The sequence below is a fragment of the Pseudomonas sp. Q1-7 genome (genome assembly GCF_028010285.1).
In the GTDB taxonomy this organism is placed as follows: Bacteria; Pseudomonadota; Gammaproteobacteria; order Pseudomonadales; family Pseudomonadaceae; genus Metapseudomonas.
Genome location: NZ_CP116304.1, coordinates 1,650,960 through 1,676,128, shown reverse-complemented (window position 1 = coordinate 1,676,128; position 25,169 = coordinate 1,650,960). Strand labels below are relative to the sequence as shown.

General features: G+C 67.1%; 19 protein-coding genes. 9 read left to right on the top strand and 10 right to left on the bottom strand.

Features of this window, described 5'->3' with window-relative positions:
• Positions 1-73: 73 nt before the first annotated feature.
• From PJW05_RS07765 to ybaK, 3 genes are all read right to left on the bottom strand, one after another.
• Positions 74-856 carry a PhzF family phenazine biosynthesis protein gene (locus PJW05_RS07765; RefSeq protein WP_271411139.1) on the bottom strand — a complete coding sequence of 261 codons (783 nt, stop codon included), beginning with the start codon at positions 854-856 and terminating at the stop codon, positions 74-76.
• Between the two features lie 161 nt (positions 857-1,017).
• A complete protein-coding gene (gene glpK, locus PJW05_RS07760) occupies positions 1,018-2,505 on the bottom strand; it encodes a glycerol kinase GlpK (protein WP_271411138.1) in 1,488 nt (495 codons plus the stop codon).
• Between the two features lie 27 nt (positions 2,506-2,532).
• Entirely contained in the window at positions 2,533-3,003 is a 471-nt protein-coding gene (gene ybaK / locus PJW05_RS07755; protein WP_271411137.1) for a Cys-tRNA(Pro) deacylase, read from the bottom strand.
• Between the two features lie 101 nt (positions 3,004-3,104).
• On the opposite strand from ybaK, the gene PJW05_RS07750 reads away from it, so the two are divergent.
• Both PJW05_RS07750 and glpD read left to right on the top strand, forming a co-directional pair.
• On the top strand, positions 3,105-3,863 hold the full coding sequence (locus PJW05_RS07750; RefSeq protein ID WP_271411136.1) for a DeoR/GlpR family DNA-binding transcription regulator: 759 nt from the start codon (positions 3,105-3,107) through the stop codon (positions 3,861-3,863).
• A gap of 135 nt (positions 3,864-3,998) precedes the next feature.
• Positions 3,999-5,528, top strand: coding sequence for a glycerol-3-phosphate dehydrogenase (gene glpD / locus PJW05_RS07745; RefSeq protein WP_271411135.1), 1,530 nt, complete (start codon positions 3,999-4,001; stop codon positions 5,526-5,528).
• An 89-nt stretch (positions 5,529-5,617) separates the two neighbouring features.
• On the opposite strand, the gene PJW05_RS07740 is transcribed toward glpD, so the two are convergent.
• The 6 genes from PJW05_RS07740 to speB form a co-directional block, all read right to left on the bottom strand.
• Positions 5,618-6,613 (bottom strand): alpha/beta fold hydrolase, encoded by a 996-nt coding sequence (locus PJW05_RS07740; RefSeq protein WP_271411134.1) that lies wholly within the window; start codon positions 6,611-6,613, stop codon positions 5,618-5,620.
• Between the two features lie 156 nt (positions 6,614-6,769).
• Positions 6,770-8,455, bottom strand: a complete 1,686-nt coding sequence (gene betA / locus PJW05_RS07735; protein ID WP_271411133.1) for a choline dehydrogenase — start codon at positions 8,453-8,455, stop codon at positions 6,770-6,772.
• Positions 8,448-9,929 carry a purine-cytosine permease family protein gene (locus PJW05_RS07730; RefSeq protein ID WP_271411132.1) on the bottom strand — a complete coding sequence of 494 codons (1,482 nt, stop codon included), beginning with the start codon at positions 9,927-9,929 and terminating at the stop codon, positions 8,448-8,450. The genes betA and PJW05_RS07730 overlap by 8 nt, the downstream gene beginning before the upstream one ends.
• Before the next feature lie 3 nt (positions 9,930-9,932).
• Complete coding sequence (locus PJW05_RS07725; RefSeq protein ID WP_271411131.1) at positions 9,933-10,106, bottom strand: hypothetical protein; 174 nt, start codon at positions 10,104-10,106, stop codon at positions 9,933-9,935.
• 98 nt (positions 10,107-10,204) lie between these two features.
• Positions 10,205-11,713, bottom strand: coding sequence for an aldehyde dehydrogenase family protein (locus PJW05_RS07720; protein WP_271411130.1), 1,509 nt, complete (start codon positions 11,711-11,713; stop codon positions 10,205-10,207).
• Positions 11,714-11,772: 59 nt separating this feature from the next.
• The gene (speB, locus tag PJW05_RS07715) at positions 11,773-12,744 is read right to left on the bottom strand and encodes an agmatinase (RefSeq protein WP_271411129.1); all 972 of its coding nucleotides are present in this window, start codon (positions 12,742-12,744) and stop codon (positions 11,773-11,775) included.
• Between the two features lie 157 nt (positions 12,745-12,901).
• On the opposite strand from speB, the gene PJW05_RS07710 reads away from it, so the two are divergent.
• From PJW05_RS07710 to gcvT, 6 genes are all read left to right on the top strand, one after another.
• Entirely contained in the window at positions 12,902-13,813 is a 912-nt protein-coding gene (locus PJW05_RS07710) for a LysR family transcriptional regulator (protein ID WP_271411128.1), read from the top strand.
• Between the two features lie 4 nt (positions 13,814-13,817).
• A complete protein-coding gene (locus tag PJW05_RS07705; RefSeq protein ID WP_271411127.1) occupies positions 13,818-15,341 on the top strand; it encodes a sigma-54-dependent transcriptional regulator in 1,524 nt (507 codons plus the stop codon).
• 390 nt (positions 15,342-15,731) lie between these two features.
• Positions 15,732-16,109 (top strand): glycine cleavage system protein GcvH, encoded by a 378-nt coding sequence (gcvH, locus tag PJW05_RS07700; RefSeq protein WP_271411126.1) that lies wholly within the window; start codon positions 15,732-15,734, stop codon positions 16,107-16,109.
• 15 nt (positions 16,110-16,124) lie between these two features.
• The gene (gene gcvP / locus PJW05_RS07695) at positions 16,125-18,989 is read left to right on the top strand and encodes an aminomethyl-transferring glycine dehydrogenase (protein ID WP_271411125.1); all 2,865 of its coding nucleotides are present in this window, start codon (positions 16,125-16,127) and stop codon (positions 18,987-18,989) included.
• Positions 18,990-19,117: 128 nt separating this feature from the next.
• Positions 19,118-20,371: a serine hydroxymethyltransferase gene (gene glyA, locus PJW05_RS07690; RefSeq protein WP_271411124.1), complete on the top strand. Its 1,254-nt coding sequence runs from the start codon at positions 19,118-19,120 to the stop codon at positions 20,369-20,371.
• Positions 20,372-20,464: 93 nt separating this feature from the next.
• Positions 20,465-21,589 (top strand): glycine cleavage system aminomethyltransferase GcvT, encoded by a 1,125-nt coding sequence (gcvT, locus tag PJW05_RS07685; RefSeq protein ID WP_271411123.1) that lies wholly within the window; start codon positions 20,465-20,467, stop codon positions 21,587-21,589.
• Between the two features lie 26 nt (positions 21,590-21,615).
• On the opposite strand, the gene metE is transcribed toward gcvT, so the two are convergent.
• Positions 21,616-23,934: a 5-methyltetrahydropteroyltriglutamate--homocysteine S-methyltransferase gene (metE, locus tag PJW05_RS07680; protein ID WP_271411122.1), complete on the bottom strand. Its 2,319-nt coding sequence runs from the start codon at positions 23,932-23,934 to the stop codon at positions 21,616-21,618.
• A 107-nt stretch (positions 23,935-24,041) separates the two neighbouring features.
• Between metE and metR the strand changes: the two genes are divergently transcribed.
• A complete protein-coding gene (metR, locus tag PJW05_RS07675) occupies positions 24,042-24,959 on the top strand; it encodes a transcriptional regulator MetR (protein ID WP_271411121.1) in 918 nt (305 codons plus the stop codon).
• Positions 24,960-25,169: the final 210 nt, after the last annotated feature.

Sequence of the window (25,169 nt, the reverse complement as noted above, 5' to 3'; positions counted from 1 at the left end):
CGACAAGGGGCCGCACAGATGCGGCCCCTTCCTTTTTTCAGTCCTCGTGAATCAGGATCGTCCTGTTCATCCCCTAGACCCACAACCGGCCGCTGGCCACCAGCACCGAGTGCCCGGCAATGCTCACCCGCTCGCCATCCAGGCGGCACCAGAGTTCGCCGCCACGGGCCGAACATTGTTCGGCACGCAGCACACGCTTGCCGAGGCGATTCGCCCAGTAGGGAATCAGGGCGCAGTGGGCGGCCCCGGTCACCGGGTCTTCGTCGAGGCCGATCGAGGGCGCGAAAAAGCGCGAAACGAAGTCATACTTCAACCCCGCCGCGGTGACGATCACCCCGGTCCAGGGCAGCCGGGCCAGGGCCCTGAAATCCGGCGCGCAATCACGCACCGCCTGCTCAGACTCCAACACCACCAGCAGGAAGTTGGCCCCCAGCGCATCCACCGGGGCGACTCCCAAAGCGTGCTCCAGCTCCAGGCTCACGCCCACCTCATGCGGCACCTGCGCCGGGAAGTCCAAGGCCAGGCGCCCCTCTTCCTCCCGGCTCACCCGCAGCTCACCGGACTTGCTGGTGAACGCCAGGCGATCGCCCGGCTCCTGATAAAGCTCGAACAGTACATGGGCACTGGCCAGGGTGGCGTGGCCACAGAGCGGCACCTCGGCCCTGGGGGTGAACCAGCGGATATGCCAGGCATGGCCTTCCTTCACCAGAAATGCGGTTTCCGACAGGTTGTGTTCGGCGGCGATGCGTTGCATGAGCTGGTCGTCGAGCCAGGCATCGAGGCGGTAGACCACCGCCGGATTGCCGCCGAAGGGGCGCTGGGTGAAGGCATCGACCTGGTGGAAATCCAGCTGCATGAGAAGCTCCTTGAGATGGGGCAAGCAGAAGCGGCACACCGGCCGCCGACACCCCACACGGATGACGCGGCCAGCCTTGATCAGAGGGAAGTCAGCTCAGTCTAGCGGAGTCAGGCCGTAACGCTTCCGCAATGGGGCGCATGGGGGCGCCCGGGACCTGGTCAGGTGCCGCTGCGAACTCGCTGCACCGCATCCAGCCATCCATCGTAGAGCTTGTTACGGTGGTCATCGGCCATGCGTGGGGCAAACCGCTGCTGACGATGCCAGTGACTGGCCACTTCGTCCAGATCGCGATACAGACCCGCCTGCAGGCCTGCGAGGTAGGCCACACCCAGCGCGGTGGTCTCGGTCACTTCCGGGCGTTCCACCGGCACCCCGAGGATGTCGGAAAGGAACTGCATCACCCAGTTGTTCTCCACCATGCCGCCATCCACCCGCAGGGCGCTCGGCGCGGCGGCGCCGTCCTGGGCCATGGCCTCCAGCAGGTCACGGGTCTGGTAGCAGACCGATTGCAGGCCGGCGGTGACGATTTCCTTGATCCCGGTGTCGCGGGTCAGTCCGAAGATCGCGCCACGGGCGCGCGGGTCCCAATAGGGCGCGCCGAGTCCGGTGAAGGCCGGCACCAGGTAGACCCCGCAGGCGTCACCGGTCTGTTCCGCCAGTGCCTCGGTGTCGCGCGCATGGCTGATCAGCTTGATGCCATCGCGCAGCCACTGCACGGCGGCTCCGGCGACGAAGATGCTGCCCTCCACCGCATAGCTCACCTTACCGTTCAGCCGATAGCCGACGGTGGTGAGCAGGCGATTGCGCGAGGTCACCGGTCGCTCGCCGGTGTTCTGGATCATGAAGCAGCCGGTGCCATAGGTGCTTTTCACCATGCCCGGCTGGAAGCAGGCCTGGCCGACCAGCGCCGCCTGCTGGTCGCCGGCCATGCCCAGCACCGGAATGCTGGCGCCGAGCAGCGCAGCGTCGGTCGCACCGAACTCGGCGGCGCAGTCGAGCACTTCCGGCAGCAGGCTGGCGGGGATGTCGAACAAGCGCAGCAACTCGGCGTCCCATTGCTGGCTGTGGATATTGAACAGCAGGGTACGCGAGGCATTGGTGGCATCGGTGCGGTGCACCTTGCCGCCGGTCAGGCGCCAGAGCAGGAAGCAGTCGACGGTGCCGAAGCGCAGCTCTCCCCGCTCCGCACGCGCCCGGGCCCCGGGCACGTTTTCCAGTATCCAGCGCAGCTTGGTGGCGGAGAAATACGGGTCGATCAGCAGACCGGTACGATTGGCCACGTCGGACTCGTGGCCGGCCGATTTCAGCTCGGTGCAATAGTCGGCGGTGCGCCGGTCCTGCCAGACGATGGCCGGGTGGATCGGGGTGCCGGTGGCCGCATCCCAGACCAGGGTGGTTTCGCGCTGGTTGGTGATGCCGATGGCGGCGATCTCGGCGGGGTTGAGACCGCTCTGCTCGATCGCCTCGCGGCAGACCTTGAGGGTGGTCAGCCAGATCTCCTCGCCGTCGTGCTCCACCCAGCCATCCTTCGGAAAGTACTGCTTGAACTCCTGCTGGGCGCGCGCCACCGGCAGGCCCTGGGCACTGAACACAATGGCGCGGCTGCTGGTGGTGCCCTGGTCGATGGCGAGCAGGTACTGGGCCATGGCGATGCTTCCTTGTTGTTATGGGAATCAGGGGCGGCCGATATCGGCGAACTGGCCCTGGGTGTGGGTGGCCAGGGTATCGGCGGCCAGCTCCACCTCCAGTCCACGCCGTCCGGCGCTGACATGGATGCTGTCGAAGTGGCGCGCCGTGCTGTCGATGAAGGTGCGCAGGCGCTTCTTCTGCCCCAGCGGGCTGATGCCCCCCACCAGGTAGCCGGTGCTGCGCTGGGCCTGACCGGGGTCGGCCATCTCGGTTTTCTTCACCCCCGCCGCCTGCGCCAGGGCTTTCAGGTCCAGGCTGCCCGCCACCGGCACCACGGCCACCAGCAGCTCACCCTTCTCGGTGACGGCCAGCAGGGTCTTGAACACCCGTGCCGGGTCCAGGTTGAGCTTCTCGGCGGCTTCCAGGCCATAGGACGGCGCCTTGGGGTCATGGGCGTAACTGAGCACCTTGTGCTCAGCCTTGGCTTTCTTCAGCAGATCGATGGCGGGAGTCATGTTCGATTGTGAAAATCCTGCGACAGATTCGGCGTACCTTAACGGAAAAGCCGTGATTCGGCAGCACACCGCTATAATGCCGCGCAAATCAAGGAGCCAGCATGAACCTGGGCCCACGGCAACAAGACATCCTCGACCTCACCCGTGAGCGTGGCTACGTCAGCATCGACGAGCTGGCCCAGGCTTTCGCCGTCACCCCGCAGACGATCCGCCGCGACATCAACCAGCTCGCCGAGCACGGCCTGCTGCGACGCACCCATGGCGGTGCCGCCAGCGAAGCCTCGAGCACCCAGAACACCGCCTACGCCATGCGCGCCGGGCAGAACCGCGACGAGAAGCAACGCATCGCCGAGGCGGTGGCCGAGTACATTCCCGACCACGCCTCGCTGTTCATCAACATCGGCACCACCACCGAGGCCATCGCCCGCGAACTCATGGGCCACAAGGGCCTGAAGGTGATCACCAACAACCTGCACGTGGCCGCGCAGTTGGCCGATAAACCCGACTTCGAGGTGCTGGTGGCCGGCGGCACAGTGCGCAGCGACGGTGGCATCGTCGGCCAGGCGGCGGTGGATTTCATCCAGCAGTTCAAGGTCGACTACGCCCTGGTGGGCATCAGCGGCATCGACGAAGACGGCAGCCTGCTGGACTTCGACTACCAGGAAGTGCGCGTTTCCCAGGCCATCATCGACAACGCCCGGCAGGTGTTCCTCGCCGCCGATTCCAGCAAGTTCGGGCGTAATGCCGTGGTACGCCTGGGCTCCATCGCCCTGGTCGACCGCCTGTTCACCGACCACCAACCGTCCCCCGCCCTGACCCGCCTGCTGGCCGAGCACAAGGTACACCTCGAGCGGGTCTGACCGCCCTCCCCACATGAATTTTCCGTGACCGCCCAGCGCGAAAGCGCGCATCGGGCTGTTCATTCCGCGCCTGCTCGACTAGGCTATTTTCGAAAGTGAACATTGAAAGTTCGATTTCGACCTTGGTGCCTGCCCATGAACCACAACCACCCCCCCATTGCCGAAGTCTATGACCTCGCCATCGTCGGCGGCGGCATCAATGGCGTCGGCATCGCCGCGGATGCGGCCGGCCGGGGCCTGTCGGTGTTTCTCTGCGAGAAGGACGACCTTGCCCGACACACCTCTTCGGCCAGCAGCAAGCTGATCCACGGCGGCCTGCGCTATCTGGAACATCACGAATTCCGCCTGGTGCGCGAAGCCCTGGCCGAGCGCGAAGTGCTCCTCGCCAAGGCCCCGCACATCGTCAAGCCCATGCGCTTCATCCTGCCGCACCGGCCGCACCTGCGTCCGGCCTGGATGATTCGCGCCGGCCTGTTCCTCTACGACCACCTCGGCAAGCGCAAGCGCCTGCCCGCCTCCCGCGGCCTGCGTTTCGGTGCTGGCAGCCCGCTGCAAGCGGAGATCAGCCAGGGCTTCGAATATTCCGATTGCTGGGTGGACGACGCGCGCCTGGTGGTGCTCAACGCCATGGCCGCCCGCGAACGCGGCGCCCATATCCACACCCGCACGCGCTGCGTCAGCGCCCGGCGCAGCAAGGGCCTCTGGCATATCCATCTGGAACGCGCCGACGGCAGCCTGCTGTCGATCCGCGCCCGCGCCCTGGTCAATGCTGCCGGCCCCTGGGTGGCCCGCTTCATCGAGCAGGACCTCAAGCAGCAGGCGCCCCACGGCATCCGCCTGATCCAGGGCAGCCACATCATCGTGCCGCGCCTGCACGACGGCGAGCAGGCCTACATCCTGCAGAACGAAGACCGCCGCATCGTCTTCGCCATCCCCTACCTGGAACGCTTCAGCCTGATCGGCACCACCGACCGCGAATACCACGGCGACCCGGCGGATGTGGCGATCACGCCCGAAGAAACCCGCTACCTGCTGGACGTGGTCAACCGCCACTTCAAGCGCCAACTGCGCGAAGAGGACGTCCTCCACAGCTACGCCGGTGTCCGCCCGTTGTGCGACGACGAGTCGGACGACCCTTCGGCGGTGACCCGCGACTACACCCTGGCACTCTCCGCCCACCCCGGCGATGCGCCGCTGCTCTCGGTATTCGGCGGCAAGCTGACCACCTACCGCAAACTCGCCGAAGCCGCCCTGGAGCAACTGGCGCCCTGGTTTCCCGATGCCAGGGGCCCATGGACCGCCACGGCGCCGTTACCCGGCGGCGAACAGATGGAAAGCCGCAGTGCCCTGGTGGAAGCCCTCTGCGCCCACTTCGGCTGGCTGCCCACCTCGATCGCCCGGCGCTGGGCCAACCTCTACGGCAACCGCTGTTGGCATCTGCTGCGGGGTGTGCGCGAGCTGGCCGACCTCGGCGAACACCTGGGCGCCGGCCTCTACACGCGGGAGGTGGACTACCTCTGCCAGGAGGAATGGGCCGTCAGCGCCGAAGACATCCTCTGGCGCCGCACCAAGCTCGGCCTGTTCATGAGCGCCAGCCAGCAGGCACGCCTGGCCCACTACCTGAAGCACGAGCATCCGCGCCGACCACGGGCGGATGCGGCGTAAGGAGATATCGGGGAACAACCTGTGGGGGCGAATTCATTCGCGAATGAATTCGCCCCCACAATCGAAGACATCCGGCCACAACGGCTTGATCACAGCTGCGCCACATGCCCCTCTGCACGATGGGCCAACAGGTGCGGCAGCACCGCCGACAACAGGGGCTCCTTGAACGCTTCCTGGAAGCGGTGGGCCAGGCCGGGGATCAGCTTCAACTCCGCGCCCCGGATATGCGCCGCCACGTGCACGCCGTGCATCACCGGCAGCAGCGGATCGGCCGTGCCGTGCACCACCAGGGTCGGCACCTTCAGGCGGTTGAGCATATCGACGCGGCTGGGTTCGGCGAGAATCGCCAGGATCTGCCGCTGCACCCCTTCGGGGTTGAAGGATCGGTCATAGGCCCGGGCGGCCTGTTCCAGCAGTTGCGCGCGATCGTCGCTGACCTCGGGGCTGCCCAGCGCGGCCAGCAGGTCCGCCTGATGCTCGACAGCCACCTCGCGGCTCGGCGCCTCGCGCCGGGCCAGCAGCTCCAGCAGGGCCGGGCTGGGTGCCGGCAGACCCTGGGCACCGGAACTGGTCATCACCAGGGTCAGGCTGAGCACCCGCTGCGGCGCCAGGTCGGCCAGGTGCTGGGCGATCATCCCCCCCATGCTCGCGCCCAGCACATGAGCCTGCCGGATACCGAGGGCATCCAGCAGGTGCAGCGAATCGACGGCCATGTCGCGCAGGCCATAGGGCGCCGTCACCGGCAGTCCGAGGCGGTAGCGCAGCACCTCGTACGGCAGGTTGGCCGAGGGCGCAACGCCGGTCCAGGCGGACAGGCCCACGTCGCGGTTATCGAAGCGGATCACCCGAAATCCGCTGCGGCAGAGCCGCTCCACCACTTCGTCCGGCCAATGGATCAGTTGCCCGCCCAGCCCCATGATCAGCAGCAGCGCCGGGTCCCGCTCATGCCCCACGCTCTGGTAGGCCAGGCGCACGTCGCCCAGGTCGACGGTCTCGGTCGGCACGGTCACATCGCAGCGGACGTTGGCGAACGTAAAGGAAGGCAAGCCGCAAATGAGCGCGGCGAGCAGGATCAGCACACGCATGTTGGAAATCCAGAACGCAAAACCCCAGTTGAACGCGATTCTGATGAATTCCTTGCGTTCGCGCTGCCACAGAACCGTGACAGTTTGATGACCAGCGCCGAACGGTCGTTGCCACACCGGGGGGAGCGGCCACTACGGCCCCTCCCCCGGCGGGTTTCAGGCGCCGACCTGACGCATGGGGGCGCTGCTGCGCTGGGCGGTTTCCCAGTTGGCGGCCAGGCCTACCGGCAAGTCCTCCGGCGCCAGCGACCGGCGACCGCGAACCAGGTCCGAGGCACGCTCGGCGAGCATGATGGTCGGCGCGTTGAGGTTGCCGTTGGGCTCGGTGGGGAAGACCGACGAATCGATCACCCGCAGCCCCTGGATGCCCCGCACCCGCAGCTCGGAGTCCACCACCGCCAGATCGTCCTCGCCCATGCGGCAGGAACCGCATGGGTGCATGGTGCTTTCCATGTTGGCACGCACGAAGGCGTCGATTTCCTCATCGCTCTGTACGTGCGGCCCCGGTGCCAGCTCCGCGCCTCGGTACCGATCCATGGCCGGCTGGCCGATGATCTCGCGGGTCAAGCGCACGCAGCGACGAAAGCCCTCGCGGTCCTCCTCGCTCTCCAGGTAGTTGAAGCGGATTTCCGGATGCTCGTAGGGGTCCGCCGACAGCGCCCGGACATGGCCCCTGCTCTTCGGCTTGTTGGGGCCGGTGAGGACCATGAAGCCATGGCCCTTGAACGGCTTGTCGCCGTCGTAGCGCATCGCCGCCGGCAGGAAGTGGAACTGGATGTCCGGCCACCTCAAGCCCTGCTCGGAACGGATGAAGCCACCCGCCTCGAAGTGGTTGCTGGCGCCCAGGCCGTCCTTGAACAGCAGCCAGCGCAGGCCGATCAGCGCCTTGCCCAGCAGGCCCATCTTGCCGTTGAGGGTGATGGGCTCCTTGCATTCGTACTGGATGTAGATTTCCGAGTGGTCCTGCAGGCTCTCGCCCACGCCAGGCAGGTCGTGGCGGACCTCGATGCCGGCTTTCTTCAGGACCTCCGCCGGGCCGATACCGGAACGCTGCAGCAGGTGCGGCGAGCCGATCGGGCCGGAGGACACCAGCACCTCGCGGTTGCAGTGCACGGTATGGGTCTTCCCGCCCTGGTCGTACTCCACGCCCACGGCGCGCTTGCCGTCGAGGAGAATGCGCCGGGTCATGGCATGGGTGACCACCGTCAGGTTGGGCCGTTCCATGGCTGGGCGCAGGTAGGCGTTGGCGGTGGACCAGCGCACGCCGTCCTTCACCGTCATGTGCATGGCGCCGAAGCCTTCCTGCATGTAGCCGTTGCAGTCGTCGGTCTTGATGTAGCCGGCCTGGGCGCCGGCCTCCACCCAGGCGCCGTACAGCGGGTTCTGCATGTTGTTGCCGTTGTTGGTGGCCAGGGGGCCGGCGCCGCCACGGTAGTCGTCGCCGCCGAACTTGTAGGTCTCGGCACGCTTGAAATACGGCAGGCAGTGGCGATAGCCCCAGTTCTTCGCGCCCAGGGATTCCCATTCGTCGAAGTCGTAGGCATGACCCCGGATGTAGACCAGGCCGTTGATCGACGACGAGCCGCCCAGCACCTTGCCGCGCGGGCAGTGCAGGCGGCGGCCGTCGAGGTGCGGCTCGGCCGTGGTCTCGTAGCGCCAGTTGTACTTCTTCGTGTTCATCGGGATGGAAAAGGCGCTGGGCATCTGGATCAGCACGCTGCGGTCGCTGCCGCCGAATTCCAGCACCAGCACGGAGGTGCCGGCATCCTCGGTCAGGCGATTGGCGAGCACGCAGCCGGCGGAGCCCGCGCCGATGATGATGTAGTCGTATCGCTTATTCATTGCTGTAGCCCTTTGCATCGAGGCCCAGTACCTCGGTCTTGCTTTCGTTCGCCTTTGGGTAGCCGCCCCAGCCCAGGCGGGCGACCAGCACGCGGGTCAGCACGTAGTGGATCACCCCGGCCAGCAGGCAGGACGGCAGGGACGCGGTGGCGAAGGTGAAGAGCGTGGTGTTGGCCAGGGTCTGCGGGTTGAACACCACCACGTAGATGGCGAAGCCCGCCGCCAGCGCCACCATGGCCGCCGGGTTGAAGCCGTGCCAGAAGCGCAGCGGCGAGCGGTCCTGGTCGGCGTAGAGGTGGCGCAGGTTCAGGCGTTGCCGGCGGAGGAAGAAATAGTCGGCGATGCCGATGCCCGCCAGGGCGCTGTTCAGGGCCGAAGTCCACACCAGGAAGATGAAGAATCCGTCATAGATACCCGGCGCGAGCAGCACGATCAGGCCCGGAATCACGCAGAACAGCACTACCAGCCACTCCCACCTCATCGCCCGCAGTTTCTGCCCCGCCAACTGGCGCAGGCCAACGATGGAGGTGTAGAGGATGTTCACCATGCTGGTGACGTTGGCGAAGGCCACGAAACCCAGGGCGCTGACGCCGAAGACCAGGCCGCCGATGCGGGCCATCCACACGGTCGGGTCGCTGTCGCCCAGCGCGGCGGCGGCCAGCAGCCCCACCACTTCGCCCAGGCAAGCGGCGCCGAAGATGCCGATGATGTTGGGCCAGAAGGATGTCCGCTGGTTCTTCGACAGGCGTGCGAGGTTGCCGACGTAGGGCCACCAGGAGAACCCCGCCGCCATGTTCACTTCCACCGCGATCATGAAGTTCACCCGCGGATCATCGAAGGGCGCATCCAGCGCGGGCATGGCCATCAGCTCGGCGAAGGTGTGCTGGCTGAGGATCATGTAGAACATCACCCCCATGATCAGCACCAGGGCCGGCGCCACGATGGTGTTGAACAGCTTGATCGAGGTGGGCCCCCTGGCGACCACGAAGCCGGTCAGAAGGATGGCGAAGAAGCCCGAGCCGAGCACCAGCCAGCCGTTGGCCTCGGTCTTGTGCTCGGAAACCAGGCTGGTGAGACCGTCGATGGAGCGGCCGAACATCAGCCCCAGCACCGCCAGCCAGCCCATGGTGAGGAACACCACCGCCAGCACGTACACCAGCCGGCTGCCATTGCCGCCGAACATGCTGCGCAGGAAGGTGAACTGCTCGGTCCCGTACTTGCCGCAGGGTATGCAGGTGGCGAAGGTGGTCAGCAGCACCCCGAGGATGTTGCCGATGACGATGGCGGCGATGCCCTGCATCGGGCCCACGAACAAGGCCGTGGCGCCGCCGATGAGGAAAGCCCAGGTGGCGATGGCCAGGGCCGAGTTGGCGTAGGTGAACTCCCAGAAGCCCCACATGCGTTCGTTGGGCAGCAGCGGCGTGTCGCCCCGCTCGGCTTCCAGGCTGTGATTGACGCGTTCTTGAGGGGCCATGGCTCAGTACCCCCAGACGTAGGAGCCGATGACCAGCACCAGCGTCATCAGGGTCATGGCGATGTAGTCGACGGCGTTCAGCGCCCCCGGCCAGTGCTTGCTGTTTTCCAGTTCCTCGAAGACGCGGATGCGTCTTTCCAGCTCCTGCGCACGCTCGATTTCGGCTTGGCTGTTCATCTGGGCATCACCTCAATGGGTTCTTGTTCTTGAAATTCGATGCATCCAACTGATGGACGCCGCCGCCCGCAGGCGACGACGCCTTCCCGCCCAGTTCCTCAGGGCAGTGTGATCCACACGGCTTTGGTTTCCAGCAGAAACTCCAGTTGCTCCGACCCGAGGTCCTTGCCGTAGCCCGACTGCTTGTAGCCGCCGAAGGGCATGGAAGGATCGAGCGTGCTGTGGGCGTTGACGTAGACGGTGCCGGCCCGCAGGCGCGGAATCAGGCCATGCACGCGCCCCAGATCATTTGAATACAGCGCGGCCGCCAGGCCGAAGTCAGAGTCGTTGGCCAGGGCCAGGGCTTCGTCCTCGTCGTCGAAAGGCGCGGTCACCAGCACCGGGCCGAAGATTTCTTCCTGGACGATGCGCATGTCGTTGCGGCAGTTGGCGAAGATGGTCGGCTGGACGAAAAAGCCCGCCCCCTCGACCGGCTCGCCGCCGTAGTACAACTCGGCGCCTTCCGCCTTGCCGGCCTCGATGTACTCCAGCACACGCTGCTGTTGCTGGCGCGACACCATGGGGCTGATGAAACAGTCCGGGTCCAGGCCGGGGGCGATCTTCAGGGTCGCGGTATAGGCTGCCAGCTCGCGCAGGAACTCGGCATAGACGCTGCGGTGGATGTAAGCGCGGGTGCCGGCGTCACACACCTGCCCGGAGTTGAAGAACACGCCATTGGCCACCGCCTGGGCCGCCGCCTTGATATCGGCATCGGCGAAGACGATCACCGGCGACTTGCCGCCCAACTCCAGGGTCAGACGCTTCATCTGATCCATGGCTGCCTTGCCCACCGAGCAGCCCACCGGCGTCGATCCGGTGAAGCTCAGCTTGTCGATGCCGGGATGACCGGACATGGCCGTGCCGACCACGCTGCCGCGTCCGCTGACGATGTTCACCACGCCGTCGGGAATGCCCGCCTCCTGCACCAGTTCGGCGAAGCGCAAGGCCGACAGGGAGGTGAGTTCGGCCGGCTTGACCACCACTGTGCAGCCCACCGCCAGGGCGGCGCCGAGCTTCCAGGCCATGGTCTGCAGGGGGAAGTTCCAGGGCACGATGACCCCCACCACGCCCACCGGCTCCTTGCGGGTATAGGCCAGGTAATTGCCGGGCAGCGAGGGCTCGACGGTGCGCCCGTGGATCTTGCTGGCCCAGCCGGCGAAATAGCGGAAGGTGTCGATGGTGCCCTGGATATCCACGGCGCGCGCCTGGACGACGGACTTGCCCATGTCGATGGACTCGATCTCCGCCAGCTCGTCGGCATTGGCCTCGATCAGGTCGGCCAGGCGCTGCAGCAGGCGCTCGCGCTCCAGCGGCTTGAGCTGGCGCCAGGGACCGCCGTCGAACTGCGCACGGGCGGCCTGCACGGCGCGGTCCAGGTCCTGTGCCGTGCCCATGGGGATGCGAGTCAGCACGCCTTCGCTGGCAGGCTCGATCACCTCGGCGCTGGCGCCGTCGGCAGCATCCAGCCAGGCGCCGCCGATGAACAGCTTCTGCGCCTTGCCGAGAAAGCGCTGGGTCGCCTCGGATACACCGAACGTCTGCAGATAGTCTTTTACCTTGTTATCCACTGTCTTCTCCTCTTGGCCGGGCCACTCGCGGGCCTGGCCGAATACGGGTGGGCCGCCGCTCAGCGGTTGCGCGCGCGCTCGTGGAAGATGAAGCCGATGCTGTTCATCAGCAGTTGCGCGGCGAGGATCGAGGTCATGCCGGTGGGGTCGTAGGCGGGCGCCACCTCCACCAGGTCCATGCCGACTACCCGGCCGCCGCTGCGGCGGGCCAGCGCCTGGATGATTTCCAGCACTTCGTAGTAGAGGAAGCCGCCGTGGCTCGGCGTGCCGGTGCCGGGGGCGATGGACGGGTCGAAGCCATCGATGTCGATGGTGATGTAGTAATCCAGGCCTTCCGGAATCCTCGCCAGGACCGCCTCGGTGCCCAGCCTGCGCACGTCGCGCACCGAGAGGATCTGCGAGCCGGCGGCGCGCGCGGCGTCGTAGTCGTCGCGGTTGGAGGAGGACACGTTGCGGATGCCCATCTGGGTCATACCGACAATATGGTCCAGCTCGGATGCGCGGCGCAGCGGATTGCCGTGGCCGTAGCGCACGCCGTGGCGCTCGTCGACGAAGTCCAGGTGGGCGTCGAAGTGCACGATGTGGATCGGCGCGTGGCCCTCGAAGGCCTTGATCACCGGAGCGTGGATCGAATGGTCGCCGCCCAGCACCACCGGCATGGCGCCGCAAGCGAGGATCTTGCGCACGGCGAACTCGATGTTGTCGTTGCTGGAGGCCATGTCGGTGTGGACGATGTCGGCGTCCCCCACGTCGACCATGCGCACCTGGTCCTGGGTCAGGTAGAGGGCGTCGTCCTCGTGGTCGTAGGCGCCGGAATGGCCGAAGGAGAACAACGTGGATGCCTCGCGGATGCCGCGCGGTCCGAAGCGCGCACCGGAGCGCCACTGGGTACCCATGTCATTCGGCGCGCCGAGGATCGCCACGTCGGCGTCGATGGCCTCCCAATCGGTGCAGACGGGCGCCTTGGCAAAGGTGCAGTGACCTACGAATGGCAGGTTCAAGCGCCCGGTTTCATAAGCGTTCTTCGGCATGTTCATGCGCCTCCGTTTCTTGTTTTCTGTCGTCGGCGAACCGGCTTGGTAGTCGCCGTTGCAGGCACTATGGGCGCAGGTTTAATTTGGAAAAATGCAAAACATCAGATACTCATATCGCTAAAATCGAAGTATCCGCCCGACAGGGAGCCGCGCCATGATCCAGTTGCATGATGTCGACCTGAAGCTCCTCCGGGTCTTCGCCACCATCGTCAAATGCGGCGGTTTCTCCGCCGCCCAGGCCGCGCTCAACGCAGGCCAATCCACCATCAGCGAACAGATGAGCCACCTGGAGACCCGCCTCGGGGTCAAGCTCTGCCAGCGCGGCCGTGGCGGCTTCCGGCTAACCGAGCAGGGCGTCGCCATCCACGAGGCGACCCAGCGCCTGCTCTCGGCGGTGGAAGCCTTCTGCATGGATGCCGACGTGCTCAAGCAGAGCATCAGCGGCAAGCTCAACCTCGGCATCATCGACAGCACGCTGACCGACCGCGATTCCCCCCTGCCCCGCGCCACCCAGCGCTTCGTCTCCCGCGGGCACGACGTGCACCTGAGCGTCTACGTCGGTACGCCCGCCGAACTGGAGGAACGGGTGCTCGACAACCGCCTGCACCTGGCCATCGGTCACTTCCCCGCTCGGGTCGCCGGTCTCGACTATTCGCCGCTCTACCGGGAAGCGCTGGGCCTCTACTGCGGACGCCACCACCCGCTGTTCGCCAGCACCCTGGACGGCCCAGCGCTGCGCGAGGCCATCGGTGCCAGCCGCATCGTGGTGCGCGGCTACATGCAGCAGTACGACCTCGACGCACTCGGCGTGAGCAAGGCGGCCGCCACCGTGGACAACATCGAGGCCCTGGCGATCCTGATCATTTCCGGCGCCTACCTCGGCCTGTTGCCGATGCACGTCGCCGACCAGTGGGTACGCACCGGCGAGATGCGCTGCCTGCCCTTCGCCGGGCTCCAGCTCGAATCGCCGTTCGACGTGATCACTCGCCGGGGAGCGGCGCCGCCGATCCTCCGCGCCTTCCTCGAAGATCTCACCGCCTGCTCGGGCGGCCCGGCCAAGGACTGAAGCCATGCGCATCCATGTCACCTTCATCGACCGCGTCGGCATCACCCAGGAGGTCCTGGCCCTGCTGGGTGGCCGCAACCTCAACCTCGAAGCCGTGGAGATGGTTCCACCGAATGTCTACATCGACGCCCCGACCCTCGGTGCCGAGGTGCTCGACGAACTGCGCGAGGCCCTGTTGGCCGTGCGTGGCGTGCAGGCGGTGAAGGTGGTCGACATCCTGCCCGGCCAGCGCCGCCATCTTCAGCTCGATGCCCTGCTGGCCGCCGTCAGCGACCCGGTGCTGGCGGTGGATGACAGCGGCCACGCCTTGCTGGCCAATCCGGCGCTGATCAGCCTGCATGGCAGTGACCCCACGGGTGAACCGCTGTCGAGGCTGTTCGACGACCCCGGCCTGGCCCAGACACTGATCGCGCGGGGCTTCCGCATCCCCATGTGCGAAGTGGCGTTCAAGGGCCAGGCCCTGTTGCTCGACGCAACGCCGGTGAGTGCCGGCCCAGGCGAACTGGCGGGTGGACTGCTGACCCTCTACCCGCCCAGCCGCATTGGCGAACGCCTCGCCTCCCTGCGCCATGACGGCGGCGACGGACTCGACGACCTGCTCGGCCGGTCGCCGTCGATCAAGCAGCTCAAGGCACGCCTGCGCAAGGTCGCCCGGCTGGACGCGCACCTGCTGATCCGTGGCGAAACCGGCACCGGCAAGGAACTGGTGGCTCGCGCCTGCCACACCCTCAGTGATCGTCGGGATGCGCCCTTCCTGGCGCTGAACTGCGCGGCGCTGCCGGAGAGCCTGGCCGAGAGCGAACTCTTCGGCTACTCGGCGGGCGCCTTCACCGGTGCCCAGCGCGGCGGCAAGCCCGGCCTGCTGGAGCTGGCCGACGGCGGCACGGTGTTCCTCGACGAGGTGGGCGAGATGTCCCCTTACCTGCAGGCCAAGCTGCTGCGCTTCCTCAGCGACGGCTGCTTCCGCCGGGTCGGCGGCGACCGCGAAGTCCAGGTGAATGTCCGCGTGCTCGGCGCCACCCACAGGCCGCTGGAACGCATGGTCAGCGAAGGCAGTTTCCGCGAAGACCTGTTCTATCGCCTCAACGTCCTCAACCTCGACGTGCCGCCCCTGCGCGAGCGCGGCCAGGACATCCTCCTGCTCGCCGAGCACTTCCTCCACCAGGCCTGCGCGCAGATCCAGCGCGCGCCCTGCCGCCTGGCCCCGGCCACCTTCGCCTTGCTGCTCGGCAATCCCTGGTCAGGCAATGTGCGCCAGTTGCAGAACGTGATCTTCCGCGCCGCCGCCATCAGCGAAGGCGAGCTGATCGACTGCGACGGACTGGAACTGGCCGGCACCGCCCTCGTCAGCGAGAAAGCCGATCCCATGGCAGTCTCCAGCCTGGAAGAAGCCGTGCAGGGTTTCGAAAAGAACCTCTTGCAACAGCTCTTCGCCCACTACCCGTCCACCCGGCAACTGGCGGCGCGGCTGAACACGTCCCACACGGCCATCGGCCAGCGCTTGAGGAAATACGGCATCTCTCGCTGAGGCGGGCGCGGCCTATGCGTAGGGTCTGAATTCACTCGGCAAGGACGGCGAAAAGCCTGCAGCTTCCTGGCACACCGTTAAGCCCAACAAGCGTCACAGGCAGGCCCGATGACTCAAGCCCCGTCAGCGCCCCGGTTCGATTTCGCTCCATTGGAGCGAAATCGCTCCACCGCCCTTCAAGTCCCGTCTTCCGGGGCTCCCCTCGTCCCAGGCGGTTGAAAGCGCGCAGTGGCCATGGAGCGATATCGCTCCACACGCCTTTTCACCCGACCGCCATAAACACGCTAATACATTGATATTTAATATGTTTTAACAACTGGCACTGCACTTGCTCTTGCTCCATCAGCCGAGCCAATGCTCGGAACCGACCGGATAACAAGAGGAAGCCCCATGACCATCCTGCGTTTCACTCCCGAGCACGAATGGCTGCGCATCGAAGCGAACGGCGAAGTGACCGTCGGCATCACCAGCTTCGCCCAGGAAGCCCTGGGCGACGTGGTGTTCGTCCAGTTGCCCGACACCGGGCGCTATGAACAGGGCGCGGAAGTCGCCGTGCTGGAATCGGTGAAAGCCGCCAGCACCATCGCCATGCCGCTGACCGGCGAACTGCTGGAGGTGAACCAGGCACTGGCCGACAGCCCCGAGCGGGTCAACGAAGCCCCCATGAACGACGGCTGGTTCTTCCGCTTCCGCCCGGATAACCCCGAAGTCCTGAACGACCTGATGGACCAGGCCGGCTACGACGCCTTCCTTGCCGCCAACGCCTGAGCCGGAGGAACCGCCATGAGCCTCGCCCAGTTCCCCCTGGACACACGCAACGAATTCATCGCCCGCCATATCGGCCCGCGTGACGCCGATATCCGCGCCATGCTCGAAATGCTCGGCTTCGACAGCCTGACGGCGATGATCGCCAGGGTGGTGCCCGCCAGCATCAAGGGCACCAGCGTGCTCGACCTGCCGGCCGGCCAGGGCGAGGCCGAAGCCCTCGCCGCGATCAAGGCCATCGCCGGCAAGAACCTGCTGTTCAAGAGCCATATCGGCCAGGGCTACTACCCCTGCCACACCCCCAGCCCGATCCTGCGCAACCTGCTGGAAAACCCCGCCTGGTACACCGCCTACACCCCCTACCAGCCGGAAATCTCCCAGGGCCGCCTGGAAGCCCTGCTGAACTTCCAGACCCTGGTCAGCGACCTCTCCGGCCTGCCGGTGGCCAACGCCTCGCTGCTCGACGAAGGCACCGCCGCCGCCGAGGCCATGACCTTCTGCAAGCGCCTGTCGAAGAACAAGGCCAGCAACGCCTTCTTCGCCTCCCGGCACTGCCACCCGCAGACCCTCGACGTGCTGCGCACCCGCGCCGAGCCCCTGGGGATCGAGGTGGTGATCGGCGACGAGCGCGAGATCGGCGATGCCAGCGCCTACTTCGGCGCCCTGCTGCAGTACCCGGCCGCCGACGGCGACATCTTCGACTACCGCGCACTGGTGGAGCGCTTCCACGCCGCCAACGCCCTGGTCGCCGTGGCCGCCGACCTGCTGGCCCTGACCCTGCTGACCCCGCCCGGCGAGTTCGGCGCCGACGTCGCCCTCGGCAGCGCCCAGCGCTTCGGCGTGCCGCTGGGCTTCGGCGGCCCGCACGCGGCCTACTTCGCCACCCGCGACAGCTTCAAGCGCGACATGCCCGGCCGCCTGGTCGGCGTCTCCATCGACCGCCACGGCCAGCCGGCCCTGCGCCTGGCGATGCAGACCCGCGAGCAGCACATCCGCCGCGAGAAGGCCACCAGCAACATCTGCACCGCCCAGGTGCTGCTGGCCAACATCGCCAGCATGTACGCCGTCTACCACGGCCCGCAGGGCCTGACCCGCATCGCCCGTCGCGTGCACCAGCTGACCGCGGTCCTGGCCGACGGCCTGGCCCAGCTCGGCGTCAGCGTCGAGCAGCAGCACTTCTTCGACACCCTGACCCTGGCCACCGGCGAGCAGACCGCCGAGCTGCACGGTAAGGCCCGCGCCCAGCGCATCAACCTGCGGGAAGTGGACGCCAACCGCCTCGGCCTGTCCCTCGACGAAACCACCACCCAGGCCGACGTCGAGGCCCTCTGGGCGATCTTCGCCAACGGCCAGGCCCTGCCGGACTTCGCCGCCCTCGCCGCGTCCGTCGCCAGCCGCCTGCCGGCCGCCCTGCTGCGCCAGAGCGCGATCCTCAGCCACCCGGTGTTCAACCGCTACCACTCGGAAACCGAGCTGATGCGCTACCTGCGCAAGCTCGCCGACAAGGACCTGGCGCTGGACCGCAGCATGATCCCGCTGGGCTCCTGCACCATGAAGCTGAACGCCGCCAGCGAGATGATCCCGGTGACCTGGGCCGAGTTCGGCGCCCTGCACCCCTTCGCCCCCGCCGAGCAGAGCGCCGGCTACCAGGAACTGACCACCGAACTGGAAGCCATGCTCTGCCAGGCCACCGGCTATGACGCCGTGTCCCTGCAGCCCAACGCCGGCTCCCAGGGCGAGTACGCCGGCCTGCTGGCGATCCGCGCCTACCACCAGAGCCGGGGCGACGACCAGCGCGACATCTGCCTGATCCCGCAATCGGCCCACGGCACCAACCCGGCCACCGCCAGCATGGTCGGCATGCGCGTGGTGGTGACCGCCTGCGATGCCCGCGGCAACGTCGACATCGCCGACCTCAAGGCCAAGGCCGAGGAGCACAAGGACCGCCTCGCCGCGATCATGATCACCTACCCCTCCACCCACGGCGTGTTCGAGGAAGGCATCCGCGAGATCTGCGAGATCATCCACGCCAACGGCGGCCAGGTGTACATCGACGGCGCCAACATGAACGCCATGGTCGGCCTCTGCGCCCCGGGCCAGTTCGGTGGCGACGTGTCCCACCTGAACCTGCACAAGACCTTCTGCATCCCCCACGGCGGTGGCGGCCCGGGCGTCGGCCCGATCGGCGTGAAGGCCCACCTGGCGCCCTTCCTGCCCGGCCACGCGCAGATGGCGCGCAAGCAAGGCGCGGTCAGCGCCGCGCCCTTCGGCAGCGCCAGCATCCTGCCGATCACCTGGATGTACATCCGCATGATGGGCGGCGACGGCCTGCGCCGCGCCACCCAGCTGGCGATCCTCAACGCCAACTACATCGCCCGCCGCCTGGAAGAGCACTACCCGGTGCTCTACAGCGGCGCCGACGGCCTGGTGGCCCACGAGTGCATCCTCGACCTGCGCCCGCTCAAGGAAACCAGCGGCATCAGCGTCGACGACGTCGCCAAGCGCCTGATCGACTACGGCTTCCACGCGCCGACCATGTCCTTCCCGGTGCCCGGCACCCTGATGATCGAGCCCACCGAGAGCGAGTCCAAGGAAGAGCTGGACCGCTTCTGCGACGCCATGATCCGCATCCGCGAGGAAATCCGCGCGGTGGAGAGCGGCGAACTGGACCGGGACGACAACCCGCTGAAGAACGCCCCGCACACCGCGCAGGAGCTGGTCGGCGAATGGCCCCACCGCTACAGCCGCGAACTGGCCGTGTACCCCACCGCCAGCCTGGTGGACGGCAAGTACTGGCCGCCGGTGGGCCGCGTCGACAACGTCTACGGCGACCGCAACCTGGTCTGCGCCTGCCCGTCCATCGAGGCCTACCAGGACGCCTGACCCGACCGTCCGTGGGAGCGAATTCATTCGCGATCAAGCTTTCAGGGGGCTGCTGCGCAGCCCTTCGCGAATGAATTCGCTCCTACAAGGTTTTTGCCCCAAAAACCGAACAAGAAGGAAACCGACCCATGTTCCACAAGAGCCTCACCCTCTCCGACTTCGACCCGGTCCTGGCCGAGGCCATCCGCCAGGAGGCCCGGCGCCAGGAAGACCATATCGAGCTGATCGCCTCGGAAAACTACACCAGCCCGCAGGTGATGGAGGCCCAGGGCAGCGCGCTGACCAACAAGTACGCCGAAGGCTATCCGGGCAAGCGCTACTACGGTGGTTGCGAGTTCGTCGACAAGGTCGAGCAGTTGGCCATCGACCGCGCCAAGCAGCTGTTCGGCGCCGACTACGCCAACGTCCAGCCGCACTCCGGCTCCCAGGCCAACAGCGCCGTGTACCTGGCCTTGCTGAATGCCGGTGACACGATCCTCGGCATGAGCCTGGCCCACGGCGGCCACCTGACCCACGGCGCCAAGGTGTCCTCCTCCGGCAAGCTGTACAACGCCGTGCAGTACGGCCTGGACACCGCCACCGGGCTGATCGACTACGATGAAGTCGAGCGCCTGGCCATCGAGCACAAGCCGAAGATGATCGTCGCCGGCTTCTCCGCCTACTCGAAAACCCTGGACTTCCCGCGCTTTCGCGCCATCGCCGACAAGGTGGGCGCGCTGCTGTTCGTCGACATGGCCCACGTCGCCGGCCTGGTCGCCGCCGGCCTGTACCCGAACCCGCTGCCCTTCGCCGACGTGGTCACCACCACCACCCACAAGACCCTGCGCGGCCCGCGCGGCGGCCTGATCCTGGCCAAAGCCAACGAAGAGATCGAGAAGAAACTCAATTCCGCCGTATTCCCCGGTGCCCAGGGTGGCCCGCTGATGCACGTGATCGCCGCCAAGGCGGTGTGCTTCAAGGAAGCCCTGGAACCCGGCTTCAAGGACTACCAGGCCCAGGTGATCAAGAACGCCCAGGCCATGGCCCAGGTGTTCGTCGAGCGCGGCTACGACGTGGTCTCCGGCGGCACCGACAACCACCTGTTCCTGGTCAGCCTGATCAAGCAGGGCAAGACCGGCAAGGAAGCCGACGCCGCCCTTGGCCGCGCCGGCATCACCGTGAACAAGAACGCCGTGCCCAACGACCCGCAGTCGCCCTTCGTGACCTCCGGCGTGCGCATCGGTACCCCGGCCATCACCAGCCGCGGCTTCAAGGAAGCCCAGAGCACCGAACTGGCCGGCTGGATCTGCGACATCCTCGACCACCTCGGCGATGCCGATGTCGAGGCCCAGGTGGCCAGGCAGGTCGCCGGCCTCTGCGCCGACTTCCCCGTGTACCGCTGAGTCCTATCACCCTCTCTCCGGCCCTCTCCCGCCAGCGGGAGAGGGGGCGTCGTCGCCCAACGGGAGAAAGGAACAACCCGATTGGAGTGACCGATGACCACTGAGATTCTCGCCCACACCCCGCTGCACGCCCTGCACCTCGAACTCGGCGCCCGCATGGTGCCTTTCGCCGGCTACGCCATGCCGGTGCAGTACCCCCTCGGCGTGCTCAAGGAGCACCTGCACACCCGCGAGCAGGCCGGCCTGTTCGACGTCTCCCACATGGGCCAGATCCTCCTGCGTGGCGAGCATGCCGCCCGCGCCCTGGAAAGCCTGGTGCCGGTGGACATCCTCGACCTGCCGGTGGGCACCCAGCGCTACGCGCTGTTCACCGACGACAACGGCGGCATCCTCGACGACCTGATGGTCGCCCGCCTGGCCGAAGACCAGCTGTTCCTGGTGGTCAACGCCGCCTGCAAGGAGCAGGACCTGGCCCACCTCCGGCAGCACCTCGGCGAGCAGTGCGCGATCGAGTCGCTGTTCGAGTCCCGCGCGCTGCTGGCCCTGCAGGGGCCCGCCGCCGTCGAAGTGCTCGGCCGCCTGGCGCCGGACGTGAAGAAGATGACCTTCATGCAGTTCGGCAGCGTGCGCCTGGAAGGCGTCGAATGCTTCGTCAGCCGCTCCGGCTACACCGGCGAAGACGGCTACGAGATCTCCGTGCCCGCGGCCCAGGCCGAGGCCCTGGCGCGCACCCTGCTGGCCCAGCCGGAAGTCCAGCCGATCGGCCTCGGCGCCCGCGACTCGCTGCGCCTGGAAGCCGGCCTGTGCCTCTACGGCCACGACATGAGCAGCGCCACCACCCCCATCGAGGCCAGCCTGGCCTGGGCCATCTCCAAGGCCCGCCGCGCCGACGGCGCGCGCGCCGGCAACTTCCCCGGCGCCGGGCGCCTCTTCGCCCAGCAGCGCGACGGCGTCGCCGAGAAGCGCGTCGGCCTGCTGCCTCAGGAGCGCGTGCCGGTGCGCGAAGGCGCGGAAATCGTCGACGCCGCGGGCGCGGTGATCGGCCGCGTGTCCAGCGGCGGCTTCGGCCCCAGCCTGGGCGCGCCGGTGGCCATGGGTTACCTGGCCGCCGAGCAGGCCGCCCTGGACACCGAGGTCTGGGCCCTGGTGCGCGGCAAGCGCGTGGCGATGAAAGTCGCCAAGACCCCCTTCGTGCCGCAGCGCTACTACCGCGGCTGACGGCAGCTCGCCCCGACGACCTGCCCTCAGGCGAACTCCACCCGCAGTTGCCGCGCCGCCGCCACCATGTTCACCAGCGCGGCTTCGGTTTCCGGCCAGGCGCGGGTCTTCAGGCCGCAGTCCGGGTTGACCCAGAGCCGCTCGGCGGGGATGCGCCCGGCGGCCTTGCGCAGCAGCTTGGCCATCTCGCCGCTGTCCGGCACGCGCGGCGAGTGGATGTCATAGACACCCGGGCCGATCTCGTTCGGGTAGGCGAAGGCCTCGAAGGCATCCAGCAGCTCCATGTCCGAGCGCGAGGTTTCGATGGTGATGACATCGGCGTCCATGGCGGCGATGGATTCGATCACGTCGTTGAACTCGCTGTAGCACATGTGGGTGTGGATCTGGGTCTCGTCCCGCACGCCACTGGCGGTCAGGCGGAAGGCCTCGGTGGCCCAGTCCAGGTAGGCCTGCCAATGGGCCCGGCGCAGCGGCAGCCCCTCGCGGAACGCCGCTTCGTCGATCTGCACGATGCGGATGCCGGCCGCTTCCAGATCCAGCACTTCGTCGCGAATGGCCAGCGCCAGTTGCCTGGCCTGCACTTCGCGGGACACATCCTCGCGCGGGAAGGACCACATCAGCATGGTCACCGGGCCGGTCAGCATGCCCTTCATCCACTTGGCAGTCAGGCCCTGGGCGTAGGTGATCCACTCCACGGTCATGGCCTTCGGGCGGCTCAGGTCGCCGTAGATCACCGCCGGCTTCACGCAGCGGGAGCCGTAGCTCTGCACCCAGCCGAAACGGGTGAAGGCGTAGCCATCCAGTTGCTCGGCGAAGTACTCCACCATGTCGTTGCGCTCAGCCTCGCCGTGCACCAGCACGTCCAGCCCCAGCTTCTCCTGCACATCCACCGCGTGGCGGATTTCACTGCGCATGGCCTCGGTGTATTCGGCCAGGGACAGCCTGCCCTGCCTGAACGCCTGACGCGCCAGGCGGATGGCGGAGGTCTGCGGGAAGGAACCGATGGTGGTGGTCGGGAAGGCCGGCAGGTAGAGGCGCGCCCGCTGCGTCTCGATGCGTTCGGCAAAGGGCGAGGCGCGCTGACTGTCCTCCGGCCGCAGGGCGGCGACGCGAGCCTGCACCGCGGGCTTGTGGATACGCGGCGAGGCCGCGCGGCTGGCCTGCACGGTGCGGCTCCGGGCCAGGGCTTCAAGCACGGCGGGGGCCTCGGGCTCGGCAAGGGCGCGGGCCAGCACGGCGACTTCCCCGCACTTCTGCACGGCGAAGGCCAGCCAGCTCTTCAACTCGGCATCCAGTTTGTCTTCGCGACTCAGGTCCACCGGGCTGTGCAGCAGTGAACAGGACGGCGCCACCCAGAGGCGCTCGCCCAGGCGTTCGTGGGCGTGACGCAGTACGTCGAGGGCCTTTTCCAGGTCGCAACGCCAGACGTTGCGGCCGTTCACCACGCCCAGCGAAAGCACCTTGTAGGCCGGCAAGCGGTCGAGGATGGTCGGGAACTGCTCGGGCGCGCGCACCAGGTCGATGTGCAGGCCGTCCACCGGCAGGCCGGCGGCCAGGCCGAGGTTGTCCTCCAGACCGCCGAAATAGGTGGCGATCAACTTCCGCAGCGGCTCTTTCTGCAGCAGGTTGTAGGCGCGCTCGAAGGCGTTTTTCCAGTCCTGGGGCAGGTCCAGCACCAGGATCGGCTCGTCGATCTGCACCCACTCCACGCCCTGGGCGGCCAGACGCTGGAAGATTTCTCCGTACACCGGCAGCAGGCGCTCCAGCAGCTCCAGCTTGTCGAAGCCCTCGGTTTCAGCGGCAGCCCCCTTGGCCTTGCCCAGCCAGAGGTAGGTCAGCGGGCCGATCACCACGGGCTTGACCTTGTGTCCCAGGGCCTGGGCTTCCTCCACTTCCTCGAACAGTTGCTCCCAACCGAGGGCGAACTGCTGGTCGGCGGAGAACTCGGGGACCAGGTAGTGGTAGTTGGTGTCGAACCACTTGGTCATCTCCTGCGCGTGAGCGCCGCCACAGCAGCTGTCGCTGCGGTCCGTCGCCACGGCGCCACGGCCCATGGCGAACAGGGTCTGCAGGTCGGGCTTGCCGGCATGGGAGCGGAAACGCTCGGGGATGACGCCGAAGGTCAGGGAGTGAGTCAGCACCTGGTCGTACCAGGCAAAGTCACCCACCGGCAGCAGTTCGATGCCGGCATCCTTCTGCAATTGCCAATGCTCGGCACGCAGCCGGCGGCCGACGGCGCGCAGGCCGGTCTCATCCAGCTCGTGTTTCCAGAAGGCTTCCAGTGCCTTTTTCAGTTCGCGGTCGCGACCGATGCGCGGAAAGCCAAGGGAATGGGACAAGGCCATGTGTCGAATCTCCATGAACGTGATGGCGGCATTGTCGACAGGCCCCGCCACTTGAGACAAACTCAACAAATTCGCGTTGATCTCAAATTTTCTTCATGGAGACCGCCGTGCTCGAACTGCGCCATCTCAAGACCCTGCATGCGCTGCGCGAGGCTGACAGCCTGGTGGAAGCCGCCGACCGCCTGCACCTGACCCAGTCCGCCCTCTCCCACCAGTTCAAGGAATTGGAGGAGCGCCTGGGCATGCAGCTGTTCGTGCGCAAGACCAAGCCCGTGCGCTTCACCAGCGCCGGCCTGCGCCTGCTGCAATTGGCCGACAGCCTGCTGCCGCAACTGCGCAGCGCCGAGCGCGACCTGGCACGCCTGGCCGGTGGCACTGCCGGCCGCCTGCACATGGCCATCGAATGCCACAGCTGCTTCCAGTGGCTGATGCCCACCATCGACCAGTTCCGCGACGCCTGGCCGGAAGTGGAGCTGGACCTCGCCTCGGGTTTCTCCTTCGCCCCCCTGCCCGCCCTCGCCCGCGGCGACCTGGACCTGGTGGTGACCGCCGACCCGGTGGACCTGGCCGGCATCACCTACGTGCCCCTGTTCACCTACGAGGCCCTGCTGGCGGTGGACAACCAGCACGCCCTGGCGGGCAAGCCCTTCATCGTGCCCGAAGACCTGGCCAGCCTGACCCTGATCACCTACCCGGTGGAGCGCGACCGCCTGGACATCTTCACCCGCTTCCTGGAGCCGGCCGACGTGGAACCGGCCCAGGTACGCACCTCGGAACTCACGGTGATGATGATGCAACTGGTGGCCAGCGGCCGCGGCGTCTGCTGCCTGCCCAACTGGGCACTGCACGAGTACAGCTCGCGCGGCTATGTCACCGCCAGGCGCCTGGGCGAGAAGGGGTTGTATTGCACGCTCCACGCGGCGATCCGCGCCGACATGCTGGATGCGCCCTTCATGCGCGACTTCCTGCTGACCGCCAAGGACACCTCGTTTGCCACGCTGGAAGGGGTGAGCGCGGCGCGGTGAGTCGCCTGCACCCTGCCGCGCCCCCTTCGCGGTTCACTGGGGCTCCGCCGACGGATAGGAAGGACGACACCCGCTGCGTCCCGAGCCTTCACCCCGCAGGACGGACCGCGTCTCACCGGCCCGGCATCGGGGTTCCCCTATACTCCGCTGGTGGGTGTGAATAGCGAGATCCACCCCATGCGCCGATCACCCGCTACGGCAACCTCGCCG